11 protein-coding genes and 2 pseudogenes are annotated in these 19,192 nt (G+C 71.4%); 6 read left to right on the top strand and 7 right to left on the bottom strand.

The window, feature by feature from the left end; genetic code table 11:
* Nucleotides 1-306 precede the first annotated feature (306 nt).
* The 4 genes from ABZW10_RS32520 to ABZW10_RS32505 all read right to left on the bottom strand — a co-directional run bounded on the left by ABZW10_RS32520 (nt 307) and on the right by ABZW10_RS32505 (nt 5,282).
* Nucleotides 307-588, bottom strand: coding sequence for a hypothetical protein (locus tag ABZW10_RS32520; RefSeq protein ID WP_355373195.1), 282 nt, complete (start codon nt 586-588; stop codon nt 307-309).
* An 892-nt stretch (nt 589-1,480) separates the two neighbouring features.
* Complete coding sequence (locus tag ABZW10_RS32515; RefSeq protein WP_355373192.1) at nt 1,481-2,431, bottom strand: hypothetical protein; 951 nt, start codon at nt 2,429-2,431, stop codon at nt 1,481-1,483.
* Nucleotides 2,428-2,943 carry a sigma-70 family RNA polymerase sigma factor gene (locus tag ABZW10_RS32510; protein WP_355373189.1) on the bottom strand — a complete coding sequence of 172 codons (516 nt, stop codon included), beginning with the start codon at nt 2,941-2,943 and terminating at the stop codon, nt 2,428-2,430. Before ABZW10_RS32510 ends, ABZW10_RS32515 begins: the two co-directional genes overlap by 4 nt.
* A gap of 392 nt (nt 2,944-3,335) precedes the next feature.
* The gene (locus ABZW10_RS32505) at nt 3,336-5,282 is read right to left on the bottom strand and encodes a ricin-type beta-trefoil lectin domain protein (protein WP_355373186.1); all 1,947 of its coding nucleotides are present in this window, start codon (nt 5,280-5,282) and stop codon (nt 3,336-3,338) included.
* 550 nt (nt 5,283-5,832) lie between these two features.
* Between ABZW10_RS32505 and ABZW10_RS32500 the strand changes: the two genes are divergently transcribed.
* Complete coding sequence (locus ABZW10_RS32500) at nt 5,833-8,364, top strand: ATP-binding protein (protein WP_355373183.1); 2,532 nt, start codon at nt 5,833-5,835, stop codon at nt 8,362-8,364.
* Here ABZW10_RS32500 and ABZW10_RS32495 read toward each other — a convergent pair.
* Nucleotides 8,352-8,849 carry a universal stress protein gene (locus tag ABZW10_RS32495; protein WP_355373181.1) on the bottom strand — a complete coding sequence of 166 codons (498 nt, stop codon included), beginning with the start codon at nt 8,847-8,849 and terminating at the stop codon, nt 8,352-8,354. The two genes, ABZW10_RS32500 and ABZW10_RS32495, sit on opposite strands and share 13 nt — an antisense overlap.
* 621 nt (nt 8,850-9,470) lie before the next feature.
* Between ABZW10_RS32495 and kdpF the strand changes: the two genes are divergently transcribed.
* The 4 genes from kdpF to kdpC all read left to right on the top strand — a co-directional run bounded on the left by kdpF (nt 9,471) and on the right by kdpC (nt 14,034).
* The gene (gene kdpF, locus ABZW10_RS32490; RefSeq protein WP_355373178.1) at nt 9,471-9,560 is read left to right on the top strand and encodes a K(+)-transporting ATPase subunit F; all 90 of its coding nucleotides are present in this window, start codon (nt 9,471-9,473) and stop codon (nt 9,558-9,560) included.
* Nucleotide 9,561: 1 nt separating this feature from the next.
* Entirely contained in the window at nt 9,562-11,226 is a 1,665-nt protein-coding gene (kdpA, locus tag ABZW10_RS32485; RefSeq protein ID WP_355373175.1) for a potassium-transporting ATPase subunit KdpA, read from the top strand.
* A 66-nt stretch (nt 11,227-11,292) separates the two neighbouring features.
* Nucleotides 11,293-13,374, top strand: a complete 2,082-nt coding sequence (kdpB, locus tag ABZW10_RS32480) for a potassium-transporting ATPase subunit KdpB (RefSeq protein ID WP_355373172.1) — start codon at nt 11,293-11,295, stop codon at nt 13,372-13,374.
* 18 nt (nt 13,375-13,392) lie between these two features.
* Nucleotides 13,393-14,034: a K(+)-transporting ATPase subunit C gene (kdpC, locus tag ABZW10_RS32475; protein WP_355373170.1), complete on the top strand. Its 642-nt coding sequence runs from the start codon at nt 13,393-13,395 to the stop codon at nt 14,032-14,034.
* Nucleotides 14,035-14,227: 193 nt separating this feature from the next.
* Here kdpC and ABZW10_RS32470 read toward each other — a convergent pair.
* A pseudogene (locus ABZW10_RS32470) lies at nt 14,228-14,507 on the bottom strand (hypothetical protein); the annotation flags it as partial.
* Nucleotides 14,508-14,781: 274 nt separating this feature from the next.
* On the opposite strand from ABZW10_RS32470, the pseudogene ccsB reads away from it, so the two are divergent.
* A pseudogene (gene ccsB / locus ABZW10_RS32465) lies at nt 14,782-15,850 on the top strand (c-type cytochrome biogenesis protein CcsB).
* 370 nt (nt 15,851-16,220) lie between these two features.
* Here the strand turns inward: ccsB and ABZW10_RS32460 are convergent.
* Nucleotides 16,221-18,749 carry a collagenase gene (locus ABZW10_RS32460; RefSeq protein ID WP_355373167.1) on the bottom strand — a complete coding sequence of 843 codons (2,529 nt, stop codon included), beginning with the start codon at nt 18,747-18,749 and terminating at the stop codon, nt 16,221-16,223.
* Nucleotides 18,750-19,192 lie beyond the last annotated feature (443 nt).

Raw genomic sequence — 19,192 nt, 5'->3', positions numbered from 1 at the left:
GCCGCCCTGCGCGTACCTCACGCCCCAGGGCTACCGGTGCCGACACCCGGCTGTCAGGCGAACCACACCGACATCACCCAATCAAGTTCAGTAGCGACAGACCCGCGCGGGTGACGATACGTCATGCCGTCCCGGGAGCAGCTGTCCGCCGGAAGGAATGCGAAGTGTCCGTTGAGAGGGATCTTGAGCTTGTCCGTTGGCACCCTCCGCCCACATCGTCCCCTCGACGGCTTCCGCGTTTGCGGAGAGGACGGCCTGGTGGCCCTTGGGGTCCGTGCTGGCCGACTGACCTGTGCGTGCCTGTGGTCAGCGGGCGTCGGTTTCGTCGATCAGGTACTGGAGCTCGTCGAAGATCTGGAGGACGACGACGACCAGGACGTGGTCGGCGACCATGAACTCGACCACGACCCCGGGGGCGGCGTAGGCCTTGCGCAGGTGCTCGTCGAGACCGATCGGCGCCGTCGCGGTCTTGTGGTACGGATCGCGGGAGAGAACACCCAGGGCGCGCTCCAGGAGGTCACGACGTGCGGCGGGCAGGGCATCGATCGTCGCCTTCGCCTCGACGGTGTACTGCACGCGATACGTCATGCCCGCCACGATAGCCGGACCCACGACCGGACGGGAGCAGCCTGGGGGAGGACCTTCACGGTCCCCGCCGCTTCGTACAAAATGGCCGACCCCCGCGCGTGCGGGGAGGACCCGGTTGAGGTGAGGGCCAGCACGGCGGCGGTCGGCTGACCCGCAGCGGCGGGCTCGTCACCGACCCGCCGAGCCGGCTGCTTGAAGGTTGCCCGCACGTTCTCGTCACCCATCTCCTCCATGACCACAACCTGTCCAACTGCTCCGACACGTAGGGCACGCCCCATGACCACGACTCCGTCCCCTGCACCGGTCCGACCCCGACTGGCCGCACTGACCTCGGCCGTCGCGGCGGCCTCCGGCGCCGCGTTCGACGAGGCGGTCGACGAGGCGATGGCGCTGACCCGTCGCCTGAAACTGCCTCACATCCGACGGGCGATGGTCGAGATCGTCCCGACCGCGAAGGCCCATTGCTGGAAACCCGCCGCGATCGCGCGGGCCCTGCTGGCTGACGAGGCCGCCGGGCGGGATACGGCCAACCGCGGCCTTGTCAGTGACCTGTGCCATGGTGCGGTTCATGATCAACGAACACCTTGCGGATGTCGACTGGTCGTCGATGGGCCACGCCTACGGTCCGGCCGTGGAGGTCCCGCGGTGGCTGGAGCAGATGGCCTCGCCCGATGCCGACGTCCGGAAGAAGGCATTCAGCAGCTTCTACAATGCGGCCCACCACCAGGGCGACGTCTATGTCTGTACTGCGGCGAGCCTGCCGTTCCTGTTCGCGCTCGCCGACGACGCGAAGACGCCGGATCGTGAAGCAGTTCTCGCCCTCCTGGTCAGCATCGGCCGCGCGGCGCTGGAATGCGACCCCCTCACCCTGGCACCCGGTGCGTTCGCGTGGTCAGCCGGAATTGCCGAGGTAGACGTTGTAGCTGGTCACCGAGGGGACGGGGACGTTGAGCATGCCGGCGGTCTCGGTGAGGGTTGCTTCCTGGGCCAGGACCCGGCCGGTGCCCGGGTCGATGATGAAGGTGTAGCGGGTGGGCAGGCCGCTCTCCTTCGAGCTCGCGGAGTACGCGACGCCCACCCGCCCGGCCCGGTCGGTCACGGTCCCGGTGAGCTCGAGGCCCGGCAGGGAGGCGATCAGCTCCAGCACCGCGGCGCGCTGGCCGCCGGTCAGGGCTCGCGCGGCGAGCAGGTCGTGGACCGCCTGCGAGGCCCCGCCCGGCCCGTCGACACCAGGGGTGCGCCTGCGCAGCCAGTCCTTCAGGGCCTGGCCGTCCAGCGGTGTGCTGAGGTCTCCAAGCGTGGGGTGGAAGGGGTCCGTGCGGGTCTTGTCCGACCCGCCGAGGCTGCGCCGTCTGATGACGAGGCCGGCCGGGCCGTTGAGGATCTCGTAGTCGTACGGGACGACGCGGGAGGTGACCTTTCCGCGGTCGTCGCGGGTGTTGAGCGCCCACTGCTGCCAGTGCAGCCCCAGCGGGGTGACGGGTGTCTCGCCGGCCGACCGGGCGGTGCGGGCGACCTGCAGGAGTTGCGTGCGCGCGTCGGTGGACTCCTGTTCCGTCGTCAGGTGGTACGCCAGCGGTGCAGGGGTGGCGGCCGCGGCGGGGCCGCTGCCTCCGGGCAGCACGAGCAGCGCCGTCGCCACCGCCGAGACGGTCGCGGCGGCGGCCAGGCCGAGCACCAGACGCCGCGGCCGGGAACGCCTCGGCGGGCCCTCAACCGGCCGTCCGGCAGCGTCGCCCAGGATCATCTCCAACGCGGCCTCGGCCTCGGCCCGGTCCGGTAGCTCGCCCGCAGCCGGATCACTGGCCACCATCATCTCCCTGACCCGCTTCGCCGTACTCACCGCGCCACCCCCACCTTCCGCGTGTCTGCCGCTTTCGTCCGCGTGGAACCGTCCTCCGAGGCATCCAGAGCCGCCCGTAGCCGCTTCCTCGCCCGCAGGAGCCGCATCGAGAACACCGCCGCACTGCACCCCAGGGCCCGGGCGGCGTCCCGGACCGGTAGCCCTTCCCAGCCGGTCAAGGCCAGCACCTCCCGGTCAGCCGGAGACAGCCCCGACCACGCCCGCTGCACGGCGTCACGGGCCGCGACCTGCTCTCCGACGTCGCGCGCCGCGACCACCGCCACCGACTCGCCAGCCCGCACCGCCGCCAGCGCGCTCTCCCGCGCCCGAAGGTGGTTGGCGACGGTCCTGCGCGCGACGCCGTACAACCAGGGCAGCACCGCAGAACGAGGACGGTCCCCGAAGCGCCGCCACACCGTGGTGAAGACCTCGGCCGTCACATCCGCGGCCTCCTCCGGAGCCACCCGCCGGCGGACATAGCGGTAGACCGCTGTGTGATGCTCGCCGTACACAGCCCGGAACTCATCCTCTACCCCCAAGACCTCTCCCCAGATCGGATCCCACCCTGTCTATGTCGAGAGGACGTCGGATCTAACACCCCCGAGAGCCGACGCGGTTGCGGATCAGCTTGGGATCGATCCTCAACGGGTCCAGGCGCGGGCCTCCTCGTTTGCCACCGCGCCGCCCTCGCTGTCGCCCGCGGCCACACCGTTCCGCTGCGCACTCCCCATGCACCTTGCAGAACCTGTACTGGTACCGCGTGACCAGGACCGCCCTACTGCCTGCCCGCCAGCCGCGCGTCCACGTGGGGTAGGGCGAAGCAAGGACCCGGTGCTGCGCCCGCCCCGGACCGGCGGTGGATCACGGGGATCCGGTCCGGCCGGTCCGGGGCGGGTGCCGTGCGTCAGCGGAGCTGGAGGGACCACTCCTGCTTCCAGCCGCCCTCGCAGGTCCAGACGCCGAGCTGCTTGTGGTCGGAGTCGTGGGTGAGGCAGTCGTCGTCGGAGATCTGGATCCGGTACTTGCCGTTGCCGACGCCGACGAACTGCCACTTCTGGTTGGAGGTGTTGCCCCAGGCCTGCTGCTCGGCGACGTAGGTCTCGGGGTTCTCGGTGAGGTTGTAGCCGAGGTCGTTGACGATGCGGTAGCGGTCGCCGCCCAGGGGCTTGATCGTCCAGGTGGAGCCCTTGTAGCCGAGGATGCCGCCCAGGACCGGCGCGCCCCAGCTCGCGGTCTCGGTGGGGGCCGTGGCCCCGAGGCCGTTGTCGAGCTTCAGGAACAGCGGCCGCTCGGTCGGGACGGCGCTGCCGCCGCCGCCCGTCGGGGGCTTCGTGGGGTTCGTCGGGGTGCCCGGCTCACCCGGGACGACAACGCCGCCCGAGGCGGATTCGAGCACCCACTCCTGCTGCCAGCCGCGCTTGCAGGTCCACACGCCGAGCTGCTTGAAGTCGGAGTCGTGGGCGAGGCAGTCGTCGTCGGAGATCCGGATCTGGTACCGGCCGTTGCCGACGCCGACGAGCTCCCACTTCTGCTTCGAGGAGTTGCTCCACGGCTGGAGTTCGGCCATGTAGCCGCCGCTCTCGGTGAGTTCCAGCCCGTAGGAGCTGGTGATCCGGTAGCGGCCGCCGCCGACCGATGTGAGCTTCCACTTGGACTCGTTGCCGCCCCGGAGCCCGGCGACGACGGACGCGCCGGCCGAACCGCTGACGGGGACGGCGCCCAGGCCGTTGTCGAGCTTGAGGGTGACGTCGGCGCCGTTGGCAGGCGTGCCCGGGTTGGTGGTCGGCGGGGTGCCGCCCCAGGCCCAGTTCTGGTTGGGCGCGTCCCGGTTGTCCTCGGAGCCGCAGGCCCAGGCGACCACGGCGCTGCCGTTGGCGGTCCGGCCGCTGAAGTCGTCGACGCAGACGTCCTTGGACCGGTCGTCCGGGTCGGTCAGGTGGCGCAGGCCGCCGCTGGGTGACATGTGCCAGCGCTGGCCGGGGATCTCCAGGCAGTCCCAGATCTGGAGCCCGTTCCCGTTCGCGGCCCTGTTGTCCGGGAGGTCGAGGCACTTGCCGTTGGCCGCGCGGAGCTTGTACCCGTTGTAGGTCCACTTCTGGGCGTCGCCGCCGTTGCACTCCCACATCTGCACGGGGGTGCCGTTCGCGGTGCCGTTGCCGCTGACGTCCAGGCAGGCGTGGTAGCCCGGGGCGCTGGAGTCCGGGGTCAGACTGCCGGTCCTGCTGCCGTAGCCGGAGCGTGCGGGGAAGTGCAGGGTGCGCACATCGCCGTCGCACTTGTAGGGGCGCGCGGTGCCCGCCCGGCAGGTCCACGGCTCCTTCTTGACGCTGTCGCCGTCGTTGCCGACGAACGCCCAGTTCATATAGCCGCCGTCGCCCCGGTTGCGGAAGGTCGACTCGCCCTGGAACACCCAGATCCGGAACTTGTCGTAGCCGGAGGGGTCCTTCTGCTCCTCCTTGTTCATGAAATGGTTGAGCTTGTAGGTGGTGTCGATCAGCACCCCCTTCATGTCGGCCTTGTACTCGTTCGTGAACCATTCGGTGTCGTACAGGTCGGTGCCCACGGTCTTGAACACCAGGACATTGAACCCGGGGAATTTCTGGCTCAGCTGCGATGCGGTTTTCTGGGTGAACTCCGCGTTGTCCAGCTTGTTGGCGTTGGCGGCGCCGCGCATGGCCCGGATCATGTCGAAGCCGGCGCCGATCAGCGAGGTCATGCAGTTGCCGCCGCCCGGGACGGCCGGAGTTCCGCAGGTCTTGTCCACGGGGGCGGCCGGAGCGGCCTCGGCCTGCACGGTCATGCCGGAGAATACGGCGACCGCGGCGACCCCATAGGTCAGGGCGCGTTTCATGCGGGACAGGGGTTTCATGTCGGAGGCATCTTTCTTCTCGAAGAAGACGGATGTTAGACCTCGGAAATCCTCCGTTCCGTGACTCCTGACGGCATCCATACGACCAGGCCGAGAGGTCTGCCTTTTCGTGCAGCATCCGAACGGCGCGTGCGCCGGGACCGAAGGGCGCGGTGGCGACGAGCGCCCTTCGGCAGCCGAGTGGCTCGACGGAGCGACATCAGGTGGACCCGGCCACCGCACTGGGTGCGGGCGGTGCGGCAGGTGGTCATCGTGCCGGCCCTGATCGCCTTCCCGCTCACGTGAACCCGCTCGCCGGGGCGGCGCGCTGACCGCCACCTGGCGACCCGTCGTGGCTCCGGGCGGCACCCGGAGGCTCGAAGCCCGGTGGCAAGCCGAGCACTGAGGGTGCGGCGTCCGGGAAGGACCATCCCGCTGCGGTGGCTCCGGCCCCGTGCACGGCCGCTCCTTGGCCACCCCTCGCGGACCGGTGTCGCGGGACAACCGATCCGAGCAGGAGCAGCATGGACCTGACGGAGGTGGTGAGCCGGACGTGACGGGGAAGCTGCGGGTCTTCCTGGGCGCGGCGCCCGGTGTCGGGAAGACGTACGCCATGCTGGCCGAGGGACGGCGGCTGCGGGACGAGGGGCTGGACGTCGTGGTGGGCCTCGCCGAGACCTACGGCCGGCGCGGCACCGAGCAGCAGCTCGGCGATCTGCCGGTGCTGCCCCGCCGACCCGCGCCGTACCGCGGCATCGAGCTGACCGAGCTGGACCTCGACGGCCTGCTGCGGCGCCGGCCCGCGCTCGCCCTGGTGGACGAGCTGGCCCACACCAACGTGCCGGGCGGCCGGAACGGCAAGCGCTGGCAGGACGTGCGGGAGCTGCTGGACGCCGGGATCGACGTGGCGACGACGCTCAACATCCAGCACCTGGAGAGCCTCAACGACGTGGTCGAGCAGATCACCGGCATCGTCCAGCACGAGCAGATCCCGGACGAGGTGGTCCGCGCGGCCGACCGGATCGAGCTGGTCGACCTCAGTCCGGAGGCGCTGCGCGCGAGGATGGCGCGGGGCGAGGTCTACCCGCCGGACCGGGTCGACGTGGCGCTGGACAACTACTTCCGGGCCGGCAACCTCGGCGCGCTGCGGGAGCTGGCCCTGCTGTGGCTGGCGGACCGGGTGGAGGAGGAGCTGGCCGAGTACCGGGCCCGGCACGGCATCCGGGCGCCGTGGGAGACCAAGGAACGGATCATGGTGGCGCTGAACGGCGCACCGCAGGGCGAGCACCTGATCCGGCGGGGCGCACGGACGGCCGCCCGGGTGCACGGCGACCTGATCGGCGTCCACGTCCGGTCGGACGGCGGGACCGTCCGGCACGAACCCCCCGCGCTCGCCGGGCAGCGCGAGCTGCTGCGCGAACTGCACGGCGCCTACGCGGAGATCACCGGGGAAGACGTGGCGCAGGCGCTGGTGGACTTCGCCCGGGCCGAGAGCGCGACCCAGATCCTGCTCGGGCCGACCGGCCGGTCGCGGCTGCGGGAGCTGGTGAGCGGCTCGGTGATCAACCGGGTGATCCGGCTGGCCGGACCGATCGACGTCCGGGTGCTGCCGCCGCCCGCTCCGGACCAGCTGGCACTGCCGCGTGCGCCGCGCCCGCGCCGGGCCGCGGCCCTCCCGGCCCGGCGGCGCCTGCTGGGCTGGTCGTTCGGGCCGGCCGGGGCGGTGGTGGCGGCGAGCGCCCTGTCACCGCTGCGCGGCTCGCTCGGACTGTCCGGCGCGCTGCTCTGCCTGCTGCTCGTGGTGGCCGGCACGGCGCGTCTGGGCGGTCTCGCCCCGGCCGCCGCCACCACCGCGACCTCGGCGCTCGCGGCGGACTGGTTCTTCACCGAGCCGCGGCACAGCCTCGCGGTCGGCCGGGCGGCGGACGTCGCCGTACTGGTGGTGTTCCTGGCGGTCGCGGGCATCGTCAGCCACCTGATCGACGGACTGGCCCGCCGGTCCCAGCAGACGGCCCGCGCCCGGGCGGAGGCGCAGGCCCTCGCGAGGCTCGCGGGGGAGCCGGTGCGGGGCGGGGAACACCCGCTGCCCGAGCTGCTGGAGGAACTGCGGCTGGCCTTCGGCCTGTTCGCCGTCGGCATCCTGGTCCAGGACGGCACGGGCTGGCGTCCGGAGGACGCGGCCGGCGGCCCGCTCCCGGGCAGTCCGGCGGACGCGGCGTTCGCCGTGGAACTGGACCGGGACGCCGTCCTGGTGCTGGCGGGGCCCGCGCTCAGCGAGGACAACGCCCGGCTGCTCGGCCCGTTCGTGACCCGGCTGCGCTTGCTGCGCGAACTGGCGCGGCTGGCCGGGGAGGCGGAGTCGGCGCGGGCCCTGGCCCGCAGCGACGCCCTGCACACCACCCTGCTGGAAGCCGTGGCGCACGATCTGCGCGAGCCCTTGGCGGGGATCAAGGCCTCGGCGTCCAGCCTTCGCTCCGAGGAGGTGGACCGGCCGCCGGAGGACGTCCGTCGCCTCTCGGCGATCATCGACGGCGAGGCCGACCGGTTGACGCGGATGGTCGCCGATCTGCTCGATCTGAGCCGTCTGCAGGCCGGGCGGGTGCCGGTGTCGCTGTGGCCGACCGACCTGGCGGAGGTGCTGGCCCAAGCGGTCGGGAGCCTGCCGCCCGGCGGGACGACGGTGGTGCTCGACCTCCCGGAGGACCTGCCGCGGGTGGAGGCCGACGCCGGATTGCTGACACGGGCACTGGCGAACATCCTGGCCAACGCCCGTACCTGGTCGCCGCCCGGTGAGCCGGTGCGGGTCGACGCCGGGGTGGTGGCGGGTCGGGTGGACGTGCGGGTGGTCGACCGGGGGCCGGGGATCGGCGCGGCGGAGCGGGAGCGGCTCTTCGAGCCGTTCCACCCCGGCCACCGGGCCCCGGGCCGGGTCGCGGGCGCCGGCCTCGGGCTCACCGTCGCCAAGGGATTCACCGAGGCCATGGGCGGAGAACTGACCGTCGAGCCGACCCCGGGCGGCGGGACGACCCTGGTCCTCGGCCTGCGGCGGGCGGCAGGGCCCGGCGGCGCGGATCAGCGTGCGTGAGCCCCCGCGGCGAGCGGCAGCGGTGCACCGCTGCGGGCGGCGTACTCCAGGCTGCGCAGCAGGTCGGAGGGGGAGACGGTGAGGACCCGGCAGGCGGCGTGCGCGCGGCAGTGGCGGGCGGTCGACCCGGGGCGGCCGGGCAGCAGGCGGCCGGGGCGGGCGGTGCCGAGGACGAGCAGGTCGCCCTGGCCGCCCACGGCGGAGACGAGCGCGGGACCGGGCTCGCCGCGGACCACCCGGGGGTGGACGACCAGGTGGGCGGGGTAGCCGCCGAAGGTCTGCTCGAAGGCGGTGTCGATCCGTCGCCGGGCGGCGTGTTCGAGTTCGGAGTACGGCCGCAGGCCGTCCGCTCCGGTGGGGGCCCAGACGGCCACGGGGACGAGCACGGCGCCGCGGGCGCCCGCCTCCGTGACCGCGCGGTACAGGGCTGCGAGGCTGCCCAGCGACCCGTCGAGCCCGACGATCACCCGCGTGGTACCGGTCATGGTCCTGGCCTCCTTCGCCGTGGGGTGTGCGGTTCCCAGGTCTCCAGTGAAAGCCGTCGAGGTGCCCGGGGGAACCGACGCTGACGCGACCGTGACGCCGGACGTCCCTGTTTTGGCGGGACCTTGACGGCCGACGCCCCTGGGGCCGGTCAGCCGGGGCCGGGGAGGAGCCCGATGACCAGGTCGACCGCCGTGATGCCGAGGAACGGAGGCACCGGGCCGCCCGGGCCGAGGGCGCCGTCGACCGCCTCGTCCCCCGGCGTCCGGCGAGACCGGCTCGTGGAACGGGCGGCGGACTTCACGCACCCCGCCGGGGTCGCGGTGCCCGCCGACCAGTTCGTCGCCCACGTCCGACCCGCGCGAGGGGGGACATCCGGGGCGCCCCGTGGTCCTCCGGCCCGGGCGCGAGCCATCGGGCCGCCCGCCGTGTGCGACCCCGATGGCGTAGCAAAAGCTCGCCGTCGGCGGGCACGTCGACCGAGGATCGTCATGACACACGGCATTCGATCGCGTGCGCATGGTGACCATGGGGTGATGTGTCGTGATGGATCTCGGCTACCTCGGCCTGACGGTGGTCGCGTTCGCGGTGCTGGCGCTGCTCGCCAAGGGGGTCGAGCGGTTGTGAGCGTGGACAACACCGTCGGGCTGATCGTCGCCGCCGTGCTGGTGGTGTACCTGGTGCTGGCGCTGGTCTTCCCCGAGCGGTTCTGAGGTGGATGCCGCGCTCGCGGGCTGGCTCCAGGCACTCGCCCTGGTGGCCGCCCTCGTGCTGTCGTACCGGCCGCTCGGCGACTACCTCGCGGGCGTCCTGACCGGCCGCGGTCACCTGGGGATCGAGCGCGGCATCTACCGGGTGATCGGGGTCCGCGGTGACGCGGACCAGAGCTGGTCCGGCTACCTGCGCGGGGTGCTGGCGTTCTCCGCGGTCTCGGTGCTCTTCCTGTACGCCTTCCTGCGGCTGCAGAACCACCTGTGGCTGTCCCTCGGGTTCCCGGCGGTGGACGCCCCGCTCGCCTGGAACACCGCGGTGTCCTTCGTCACCAACACCAACTGGCAGAACTACGCGGGCGAGTCCACGCTGGGCCACCTGGTGCAGATGGCCGGCCTGGCGGTGCAGAACTTCCTGTCCGCCGCCGTGGGCATCGCCGTGGTCGCCGCGCTGATCCGGGGCTTCCAGCGGAGCGGGACCGACCTGGTGGGCAACTTCTGGGTGGACCTCGTCCGGGTGACGATCCGGCTGCTGCTGCCGGTCTCGGTGCTGTTCGCCGTGGTGTTCGTGGCCGCGGGCATGGTGCAGAACCTGCACGCGGCGGCCCAGGTGAGCACGCTCGGCGGCGGGACCCAGGCGCTCCCCGGTGGGCCGGTGGCCTCCCAGGAGGTCGTCAAGCTGCTCGGCACCAACGGCGGCGGCTTCTACAACGCCAACTCGGCCCACCCGTTCGAGAACCCGAATCCGCTGACCAACTGGCTGGAGGTCTACCTGCTCCTGGTGATCGGCTTCGCGATGCCCCGGGCCTTCGGGACCATGGTGGGCGACCGGCGCCAGGGGTACGCGGTCGTCGCGGTGATGGCCCTGATCTGGATCGGTTCGAGCGCCCTGCTGGCGTACTTCGAATGGCGGCACCAGGGGACGGCACTGCGTGCGGCCGGGGCGGCCATGGAGGGCAAGGAGGTCCGCCTGGGCATCGCCGGCAGCACCCTGTTCGGCGCCTCCACCACACTGACCTCGACCGGCGCGGTCAACGCCGCCCACGACTCCTTCACCCCGCTCGGCGGCGGCGTGCTGCTCGTCGACATGATGTTCGGGGAGATCGCCCCGGGCGGCACCGGCTCCGGGCTGTACGGGATCCTGGTCCTCGCGGTGGTGACCGTCTTCGTGGCCGGCCTCATGGTCGGTCGCACACCCGAGTACCTGGGCAAGAAGCTCGGGGGCCGGGAGATGAAGTTCGCCTCGCTGTACATCCTCACCACCCCCGCGGTGGTGCTGGTCGGAGCCGGCACGGCGATCACCCTCGACGGGGAGCGGACCGCCATCCTCAACTCCGGCCCGCACGGCTTCTCCGAAGTGCTCTACGCCTTCACCTCGGCGGCCAACAACAACGGTTCGGCCTTCGCGGGGCTCACCGCCACCAGCACCTGGTGGAACACCGCCCTGGGGCTGGCCATGCTGTTCGGCCGACTGCTGCCGATGGTCTTCGTCCTGGCCCTGGCGGGCTCGCTGGCCCGGCAGGGCAAGGTGCCGGTGACCGCCGGAACGCTGCCCACCCACCGGCCGCTGTTCGTCGGCATGCTGCTGGGTGTGGTGCTGATCGTCGTCGGGCTGACGTACTTCCCGGCGCTGGCCCTCGGACCGCTCGCGGAAGGGCTGCACCGATGACGGCGGAGTCCCCTCGATGACGACCGGGGCGCACCAGTGACGACGGCGGCCGGCGGAACGCCCCCCGTGCACGAGGCGCACCGGGTCTCCGCCGGTGTGCTGAACCCCCGGCAGGTGCTGGCCTCCCTGCCGGACGCCCTGCGCAAGCTCGATCCCCGCGTGACGGTCCGCCACCCGGTCATGTTCGTCGTCGAGGTCGGCGCGGTGCTGACCACCGTCTCGGCGATCCGGCACAGCAGCGTCTTCGCCTGGGTGATCACCGTCTGGCTCTGGCTCACCGTGGTCTTCGCCAACCTGGCCGAAGCGGTCGCGGAGGGCCGCGGGAAGGCCCAGGCGGAAACCCTGCGGCGGACCAGGACGCAGACCGTGGCCCGCCGGATCGCCACACCCTGGCGGCCCGGCCTGCGGGAACCGCCGGAGCATGAGGTCCCGGCTGCCGAACTGCGGGTCGGCGATCACGTGATCGTCGAGGCCGGTCAGTTGATCCCCGGCGACGGCGATGTGGTCGAGGGTGTCGCCTCGGTGGACGAGTCCGCGATCACCGGCGAGTCGGCCCCGGTGATCCGCGAGTCGGGCGGTGACCGGTCGGCGGTCACCGGCGGCACCAAGGTGATCTCCGACCGGATCGTCGTGAAGGTCACCTCGAAACCCGGGGAGACCTTCATCGACCGGATGATCGCCCTGGTCGAGGGCGCCGCCCGGCAGAAGACCCCGAACGAGATCGCCCTCGACATCCTGCTGGCCTCACTGACCATCGTCTTCCTGCTCGCCGTGGTCACCCTGCAGCCGATGGCCGCCTACGCCGGCGCCGAGCAGAGCACCGTGGTCCTGGTCGCCCTGCTGGTGGCACTCATCCCGACCACCATCGGCGCCCTGCTGTCCGCGATCGGCATCGCCGGCATGGACCGCCTGGTGCAGCGCAACGTGCTGGCCATGTCCGGCCGCGCCGTCGAGGCCGCCGGCGACGTCTCCACCCTGCTGCTCGACAAGACCGGCACCATCACCCTCGGCAACCGCGAGGCCGCCGAGTTCATCCCGGTCGCCGGCGTCGAGCCGGCCCGGTTGGCGGACGCCGCCCAACTCTCCAGCCTGGCCGACGAGACGCCCGAAGGCCGCTCGATCGTCGTGCTCGCGAAGCAGGACCACGGGCTGCGCGCCCGCGAGCAGGGCGCGCTGGAGAACGCGCGGTGGATCGCGTTCACCGCGCAGACCCGGATGAGCGGAGTGGACCTGCACGAGGAGACGGCCGTCCGGCGCATCCGCAAGGGAGCGGCCGGCGCGGTGCTCGCCTGGGTGGCCGCCAACGGTGGCCACCCCACCCCCGACGCCGGCCCCCTGGTGGACGGCATCGCGGCCGCCGGCGGCACCCCCCTGGTGGTCGCCGTCCAGCAGGGCGCCGACCCGGCCCGGGTGCTCGGCGTGATCCACCTGAAGGACGTGGTGAAGCAGGGCATCCGCGAGCGCTTCGAGGACCTGCGCCGGATGGGCATCCGCACCGTCATGATCACCGGCGACAACCCGCTCACCGCACGCGCCATCGCCACCGAGTCCGGGGTCGACGACTTCCTCGCCGAGGCCACCCCCGAGGACAAGATGGCCCTGATCCGACGCGAACAGGCCGGCGGCAAGCTGGTCGCGATGACCGGCGACGGCACCAACGACGCCCCCGCCCTCGCCCAGGCCGACGTCGGCGTGGCGATGAACACCGGCACCTCGGCCGCCAAGGAGGCCGGCAACATGGTCGACCTCGACTCCAATCCCACCAAACTGATCGCGATCGTCGAGATCGGCAAACAACTGCTGATCACCCGCGGCGCCCTGACCACCTTCTCGATCGCCAACGACGTCGCCAAGTACTTCGCGATCATCCCCGCGATGTTCGCGGGCGTGTACCCCGGGCTGAGGCACCTGAACATCATGGCCCTGCACAGCCCGACCTCGGCGATCACCTCGGCGATCGTCTTCAACGCGCTGATCATCGTCGCACTGATCCCGCTCGCCCTGCGCGGCGTGCGCTACCGCCCCTCCTCGGCCTCCGCGCTGCTGCGCCGCAACCTCGGCCGCTACGGGGTGGGCGGGCTGATCCTGCCGTTCCTCGGTATCAAGCTCATCGACCTCGCCATCCAGTTCGTCCCCGGACTGCACTGAGCCGCAAGGAGGCCGATCGTGCCGACCGTGCTGACGCGGGTGCTCAGACCGCTGATCAGGGCGCACCTGACCGCGCTTCGCCTGCTGCTGGTCTTCACCGTGCTGTGCGGGCTGGCCTACCCGCTGCTGATCACCGGCTTCGCGCAGCTGGCCCTGTCCCGGCAGGCCGACGGCTCCCGGCTGCACCAGGACGGCCGCGTGATCGGCTCCAGCCTGCTCGGGCAGAGCTTCGACCTGCCGAAGAAGAACCCCGACGACCCGAAGGAGTGGCCGCTGCCCGACCCGAAGTGGTTCCAGCCGCGGCCGTCCGCCGGCGGTTACGACCCGACCGCCTCGGGCGCGAGCAACCTGGGCTCGAACAACTCCGCGCTGACCGGGTCCGTCGACGACCGCCGAGCCGCCGTCGCCGCCTTCGACGGGGTGGACCCGGCCGCCGTACCCCCCGACGCACTGACCGCGAGCGGTTCGGGCCTCGACCCGCACATCTCGCTCGGCTACGCCCACGAGCAGGTGGACCGGGTCGCCCGGGCCCGCGGCCTGGATCCACAGGTGGTCCGCCGACTGGTCGACGGATACGTGACCGGCCGTGTCCTCGGCTTCCTCGGCGAGCCCCGGGTGAACGTCCTCGAACTCAACCTCGCACTGTCGCAGTTCGGTTGAGGGCGCAGGAGCGGTGGCCCCTGGAGGAATCCATCCGCACCGTCAGCTGTCGGGCCTTCTCGGGGACGGAGGGCAGGCCGGAAATCGAGCCGTCGGTCCGCAGGCCGTCGGTGCTCAGTCCGTGGACGCCGCCGTGGTCGATGTAGGTGTTGCCGAGGAGAGGTTGAAGCTCCAGGCCAGCGTGCTGGGGGCGGTTGTCGGAGGCCCGCCCCGCGGGCAGGACGAAGGCCGGCGGCCGGCCCTTGCGGTCGCCGACCAGGTGGATCTTGCTGGTCCGCCCACCCTTGAGCGTCCCGGCAGTGCCTCCTTCGGTCGGATCCGGTGGCGGCGTCGGGCGCCTCGACGTTCCTCTCGATCTGGGGCATCTCCCGCCACTGCCCGCCTGTGCTGAACCGTCGGATCACGTCTTCGAACTGCTGACGCAGTCGCTCCGGGTAGGGGCCGCATGTGCCGATCGGCAGATACGGCCCTATGAACTCACGCTCGGCATCGGGAAGTTAGGCGCGCGTCATAGGCGAAGGCCTACCGGATCCGGTGCCGCCCGGGGAAACTCCCTCGGATCGATCGCAACCCGATACACGGCCCAGTACCGAGGTCGGTGTCGCCGCGATCGAGTCTCGTGGGCTTGTGAACGGCGACCTGGAACGGCAAGAGGAACGACGCCCTGTGGATCCAGGACGCGAAGACCGTTTCGCCTCGGTTGACCCACAGGCGGCCGCCCTGTCCAACAAACTGATCTACTCGGCGATGGCCGTCTACGCGATCGCCATGCTTGCCCACGTCTTCGAGTGGACGTTCGGTGGCAAGGGCGCGGTGGCCGTCCGTTTCCGCCGGGCACACGACGCTGGCCGACACGGTCGCGGCCGCCAAGGAACCCGCAGGTGCGGGCCACAAGGTGGCCGTCACGGTCGCCTCCGCGGGCGGCGGCACCACCACGCTCACCCGCACCGCGCTGGTCGGCGAGGGCGCCACGGTGGTGACCAGTGGGCGTGGCGACGTCGAGATCGACGGCCCGGGTGCGGCGGGGGTCAGCAGGAGGGGTGACCTCGCGGGCCGGATCGCGGTTTCGCTGACCGTCCTCGGCACCCTGCTGCACACCGGCGGCGTGGTCTCCCGCGGCCTGTCGGTGATGCGCTGGCCGTGGGGCAACATGTACGAGTTCTCCTGCTCCTTCGCCCTCGCCATGGTCCTCGCCTACCTGGGGCTGCTGGCTGCCAAGAAGAACGTCCGGTGGCTCGGCCTGCCCGTCGTGGTCGCGGCGCTGGTGACCCTGGCCGTGGCGGTGGGCATCCTCTACACCTCCTCCGACCAGCTCCAGCCGGCGCTGCGGTCGTACTGGTTGGGGATCCACGTCGCCTGCGCGATCCTCGCGGGCGGCGCGCTGTACGCGGGCTTCGCCACCACGGTCCTGTACCTGGGCAAGGACGCCTACGACCGCCGGGCGGCCGCCGGTCTGACCACCGGCCCGCTGCGCACCCCGGCCTCGGTCTGGCAGCGTCTTCCCGCCTCCGCCACGCTCGACAAGACGGCCTACCGGATCAACGCCCTGGTCTTCCCGCTGTGGACCTTCACCATCATCGCGGGTGCGATCTGGGCCGAGGCCGCCTGGGGCAAGTACTGGGAGTGGGACCCGAAGGAGACCTGGTCGTTCATCACCTGGGTGGCCTACGCGGCCTACCTGCACGCCCGCGCCACCGCCGGCTGGAAGGGGCGCAAGGCCGCGTACCTGGCGCTCGCCGCCTTCGCCTGCTGGCTGTTCAACTACTACGGCGTGAATATCTTCGTCACCGGTAAGCACTCCTACGCGGGGATCTGACCGAAGGCGGGGCCGGAGGGCGCGGGGGAGCGGCGACGCGGTCGCTCGACCCGGCCGTCGGCCCCGGCGACGGTCGGGATTGAACCGGGGGCCGGCGGTCCCCACCACCGTCATGGAGGATCGATTCGCAGCCCTGACGTGCCACTCGGCGGTCGGACGTCGCGGCGACCTCCGGCTTCCCCGTTCGAGTGAACTCTCCTCGGGAGGAAAGCGGGTCAGAACCCGCTCGACAGGCGGACCCCGCCGTGGAGCTTGTGGAGAGGGTTGCCGATCCGCCCCGTCCGGATGCCGGCGCACAGGCGGTCGGGCGGCCCCGCCGAGCGTGCTCGGCGGGGCCGCGGTGTGTCTCAGGTCGTGCGGGTGTCGGGGATCAGTACTCGGCCTTGATGTTCACCCCGCTGAAGCCCTGCTGGGCGTGGAGGCTGATGAAGACCGCGCCGGCAGGCGGGTTGGTGATGGTGAGGGTCTCGTTGTTGCCCGCGGTGGTGGACTTGGCGGTGTAGGAGTTGGTGTAGGCCCAGCCGCTGGTGTTGTAGTAGAGGTCGGCGTTGCCGGTGCCGCCGCTGCTGGTGAGCTTCAGCTGGGTGGTGCCGGCCGGGACGTACAGGTAGAAGTACGCGTAGGTGCCGGTGGTGGCGGAGGTGTTGCTCCGGCCGCAGTTGCGGTCCAGTTGGCGGGTGTCTGCGGAGGTGCACTCCGGCGTTCCGGCGACGGTGATGTTCTGGCTGGTGGTCGCGGTGGCGCCCTTGTCGTCGGTCACGGTGAGGGCGACGGTGTAGGTGCCGGGGGTGCTGTAGGTCTTCGTCGGGTTGGCGGTGGTGGAGGTGGTGCCGTCACCGAAGTTCCAGGCGCGGGCGGCGACGGTGCCGTCCGGGTCGGTGGAGCGGTCGGTGAAGGAGGCGCTCATCCCGTTGACCGTGGCGGTGAAGGCGGCCGTGGGGGGCTGGTTGTCGGACGGGTTGGTGGTGCCGCCGCAGGCGCCGGCCGCGCAGGCGGTCAGCCAGGTGCCGAAGTCGGCGTCGTAGCGGGTGCCGATGGTGGTCTTGAGGATGGTGCGGGCGCCGTTCCAGTCGCCGGCGCGGTACTTGGCGAGCACCGCGTCCAGGTCGGAGCGGTGCTTCTCCAGCATGTAGCGGACGGCCAGGTAGCCCCAGCGGTAGACGCGCTCCTGGTCGCCGTAGGCGGTGTCGAAGAGGGTGCTGAGGTTGTAGGAGCGGGTGCCGGCGGCCTTGACGGCCGCGGCGTAGGTCTCCTTGCGGTAGGAGTAGGAGACGTACTCGGCGAAGCCCTCGACCCACCAGACGGTCGGGGTGGTCATGCCGGCGTCGAAGTCGCCGTACATGTTGAACCGGCCGTCGAGGTAGTGGGTGTACTCGTGGTTGAGATTCCAGATCTGGAAGTCGGGGCGGGCCCAGTCGGCCTCGTAGGCGAGGAAGCGCGGCTGGTTGCCGGCCACGTTCGGCTTGCCCTCCAGGTACATGCCGCCGTTGTTGGTGTCGATGTTGTAGATGGCGGCGGCGAGCACGCCGTAGTCGAAGGGCGAGTGGAAGACCACGACCTCGATGGTGGTGTTCTTGTCGTCCGCGACCGGGCCGTTGTCCTTGGCCACGGAGTGGAAGAAGGCGTCCTGGCCGGTGAGGCTGGAGCAGGTGGTGGCGAGCTGGGCGGGGTCCAGCGCCTGGGCGATGATCTTGATGCTCGGGCTGCAGGTGTAGTTGACGGTCAGGTTGGCAGTCTTGAGGCGGTTCGCGGCGTCGCAGGTGCCGTAGTAGGCGCAGTTGGCGGCGTCGTAGTAGGCGACCATCTCGGCGACGCCGGCCCATTGGTAGACGGTGCGGCCGGAGACGGAGCTGTTGTCGGCGAGGGCCTTGACCAGCGGGCGGACCTTGGGCTGGATGGTGGTGTCGACCAGGAAACGGGTCAGCTCGCGGACGGCGTTGTAGACCAGCTCGCTCTGGTCGCCGCCGAGCCGGGCGTTGTGGGTGACGGCGAAGTTGTACATCGCGTCGAGCAGGCTGGTGTCGGAACGGACCGCCGATACGAACGCCGCGTTCTCGTGCCCCCGCCAGGTGACGGTGAACACGTTGTTGACGGCCTGCGCCATGCCCTCGGCGCTGTTGTAGCGGTCGCCGTAGTCGGCGAGCAGGCGCTTGACGACGTAGATGTAGCGGCCGTTCTCCTGCGCGCTGTCGATGAGGGTGACAGCCTCGCCGAGCTGCAGGGCATTGTCGGCCGTGACGTCCCGGGAGTGCGCGCTCGCGAAGAAGGCGTCCAGGGCGCTGCGGATCGCCGTCTGCAGGCCGGAGCCGTAGGTGCCGACGGAAGCGGCGTTGTACCACTGGACGTAGTAGCCGGCCCGCAGGAAGGTGATCAGCTGGGCGACGGAGGTGCTGTTGTTTCCGGGGTAGTTGACCGCCGCGTCGCGCAGCGCGTAGGCCGCGGTCGTCATCTGGGCCTCGCGGAACACGTAGTACGCGTTGCTCCCGGTGAGGTTGAAGAGCCCGTCGATGCAGTCGGTGTCCACGGACTTGATCTGCTGGACCAGGGCGCTGCCGGTGCGGGCGGCGAAGTCCCCGACGGTGCAGGCCGCGGCGGGTGCGGCAGCCTCGGCGTTCGCGCCGGGGGACTTGGCGTTCCTGCCGAGCCCGTTCCCGTCCGCGCTGTTCCTGGAGGTGCTGTCCTTTCCGGCTTCGTCGTAGCGCTGGGCGTTCTTGGCGAGCGGCAGTGGGGCGCGCTCGCGGACGGGCACCTGTGCGTCCCGGCCGTAGTCGTCGGTAGCGGCGCCGGAGGCGGGCTGGGGGGCGGTGGACCCCGGCGCCGGGGCGGCCGTGGCTGGAGCGGCGGAGGTGTACGGGGCGAACAGGCCGATCGCCAGACAGAGTGTCAGTGCGATCGTCAACAGCCGTACTATGTACGGCAGTTTAAGCAATCTGACGGTGCTCACGTGGGGGAAGCCTCCATGCAGTCTGCGGCCGCGCTGGGGGAGCGGCCATGCGGGGGGAGGGTCGTTGCGGCAGCGCGGTTCGGGTGGCTGCATGACAACATACGGGGAACGTGACATGTAACATTGCATATTCGTTTCGCGAATGGAAGATCGGGGCGTATGCGAAATCCGGCGGAGGCTGCCGGTCGCCGCGACGGCTCGCGTCCCGCCGGTCCCGCCGCTGGAGTCCGGACGGTCCGGTGCGACCGCGGGAGCGTGCGGCCCATCGGCCAGAACTCGGCCGTGAGCTGCGGTGATGCCGTTCGCAGGGGGAGCTCGGTCGGTCGTGCCAGGAGTAAAGGGTCCGGCCTGAAAGGGTCAACTCCGGGTCATCGCCGTGTAATGGGGAGGCGAAGGGC

Origin of the sequence: Kitasatospora sp. NPDC004723, from assembly GCF_040609255.1 — a bacterium.
Lineage (GTDB): Bacteria > Actinomycetota > Actinomycetes > Streptomycetales > Streptomycetaceae > Kitasatospora.
Note: the sequence above shows the minus strand (reverse complement) of the source record. Positions and strands in the feature narration are given on the sequence as shown.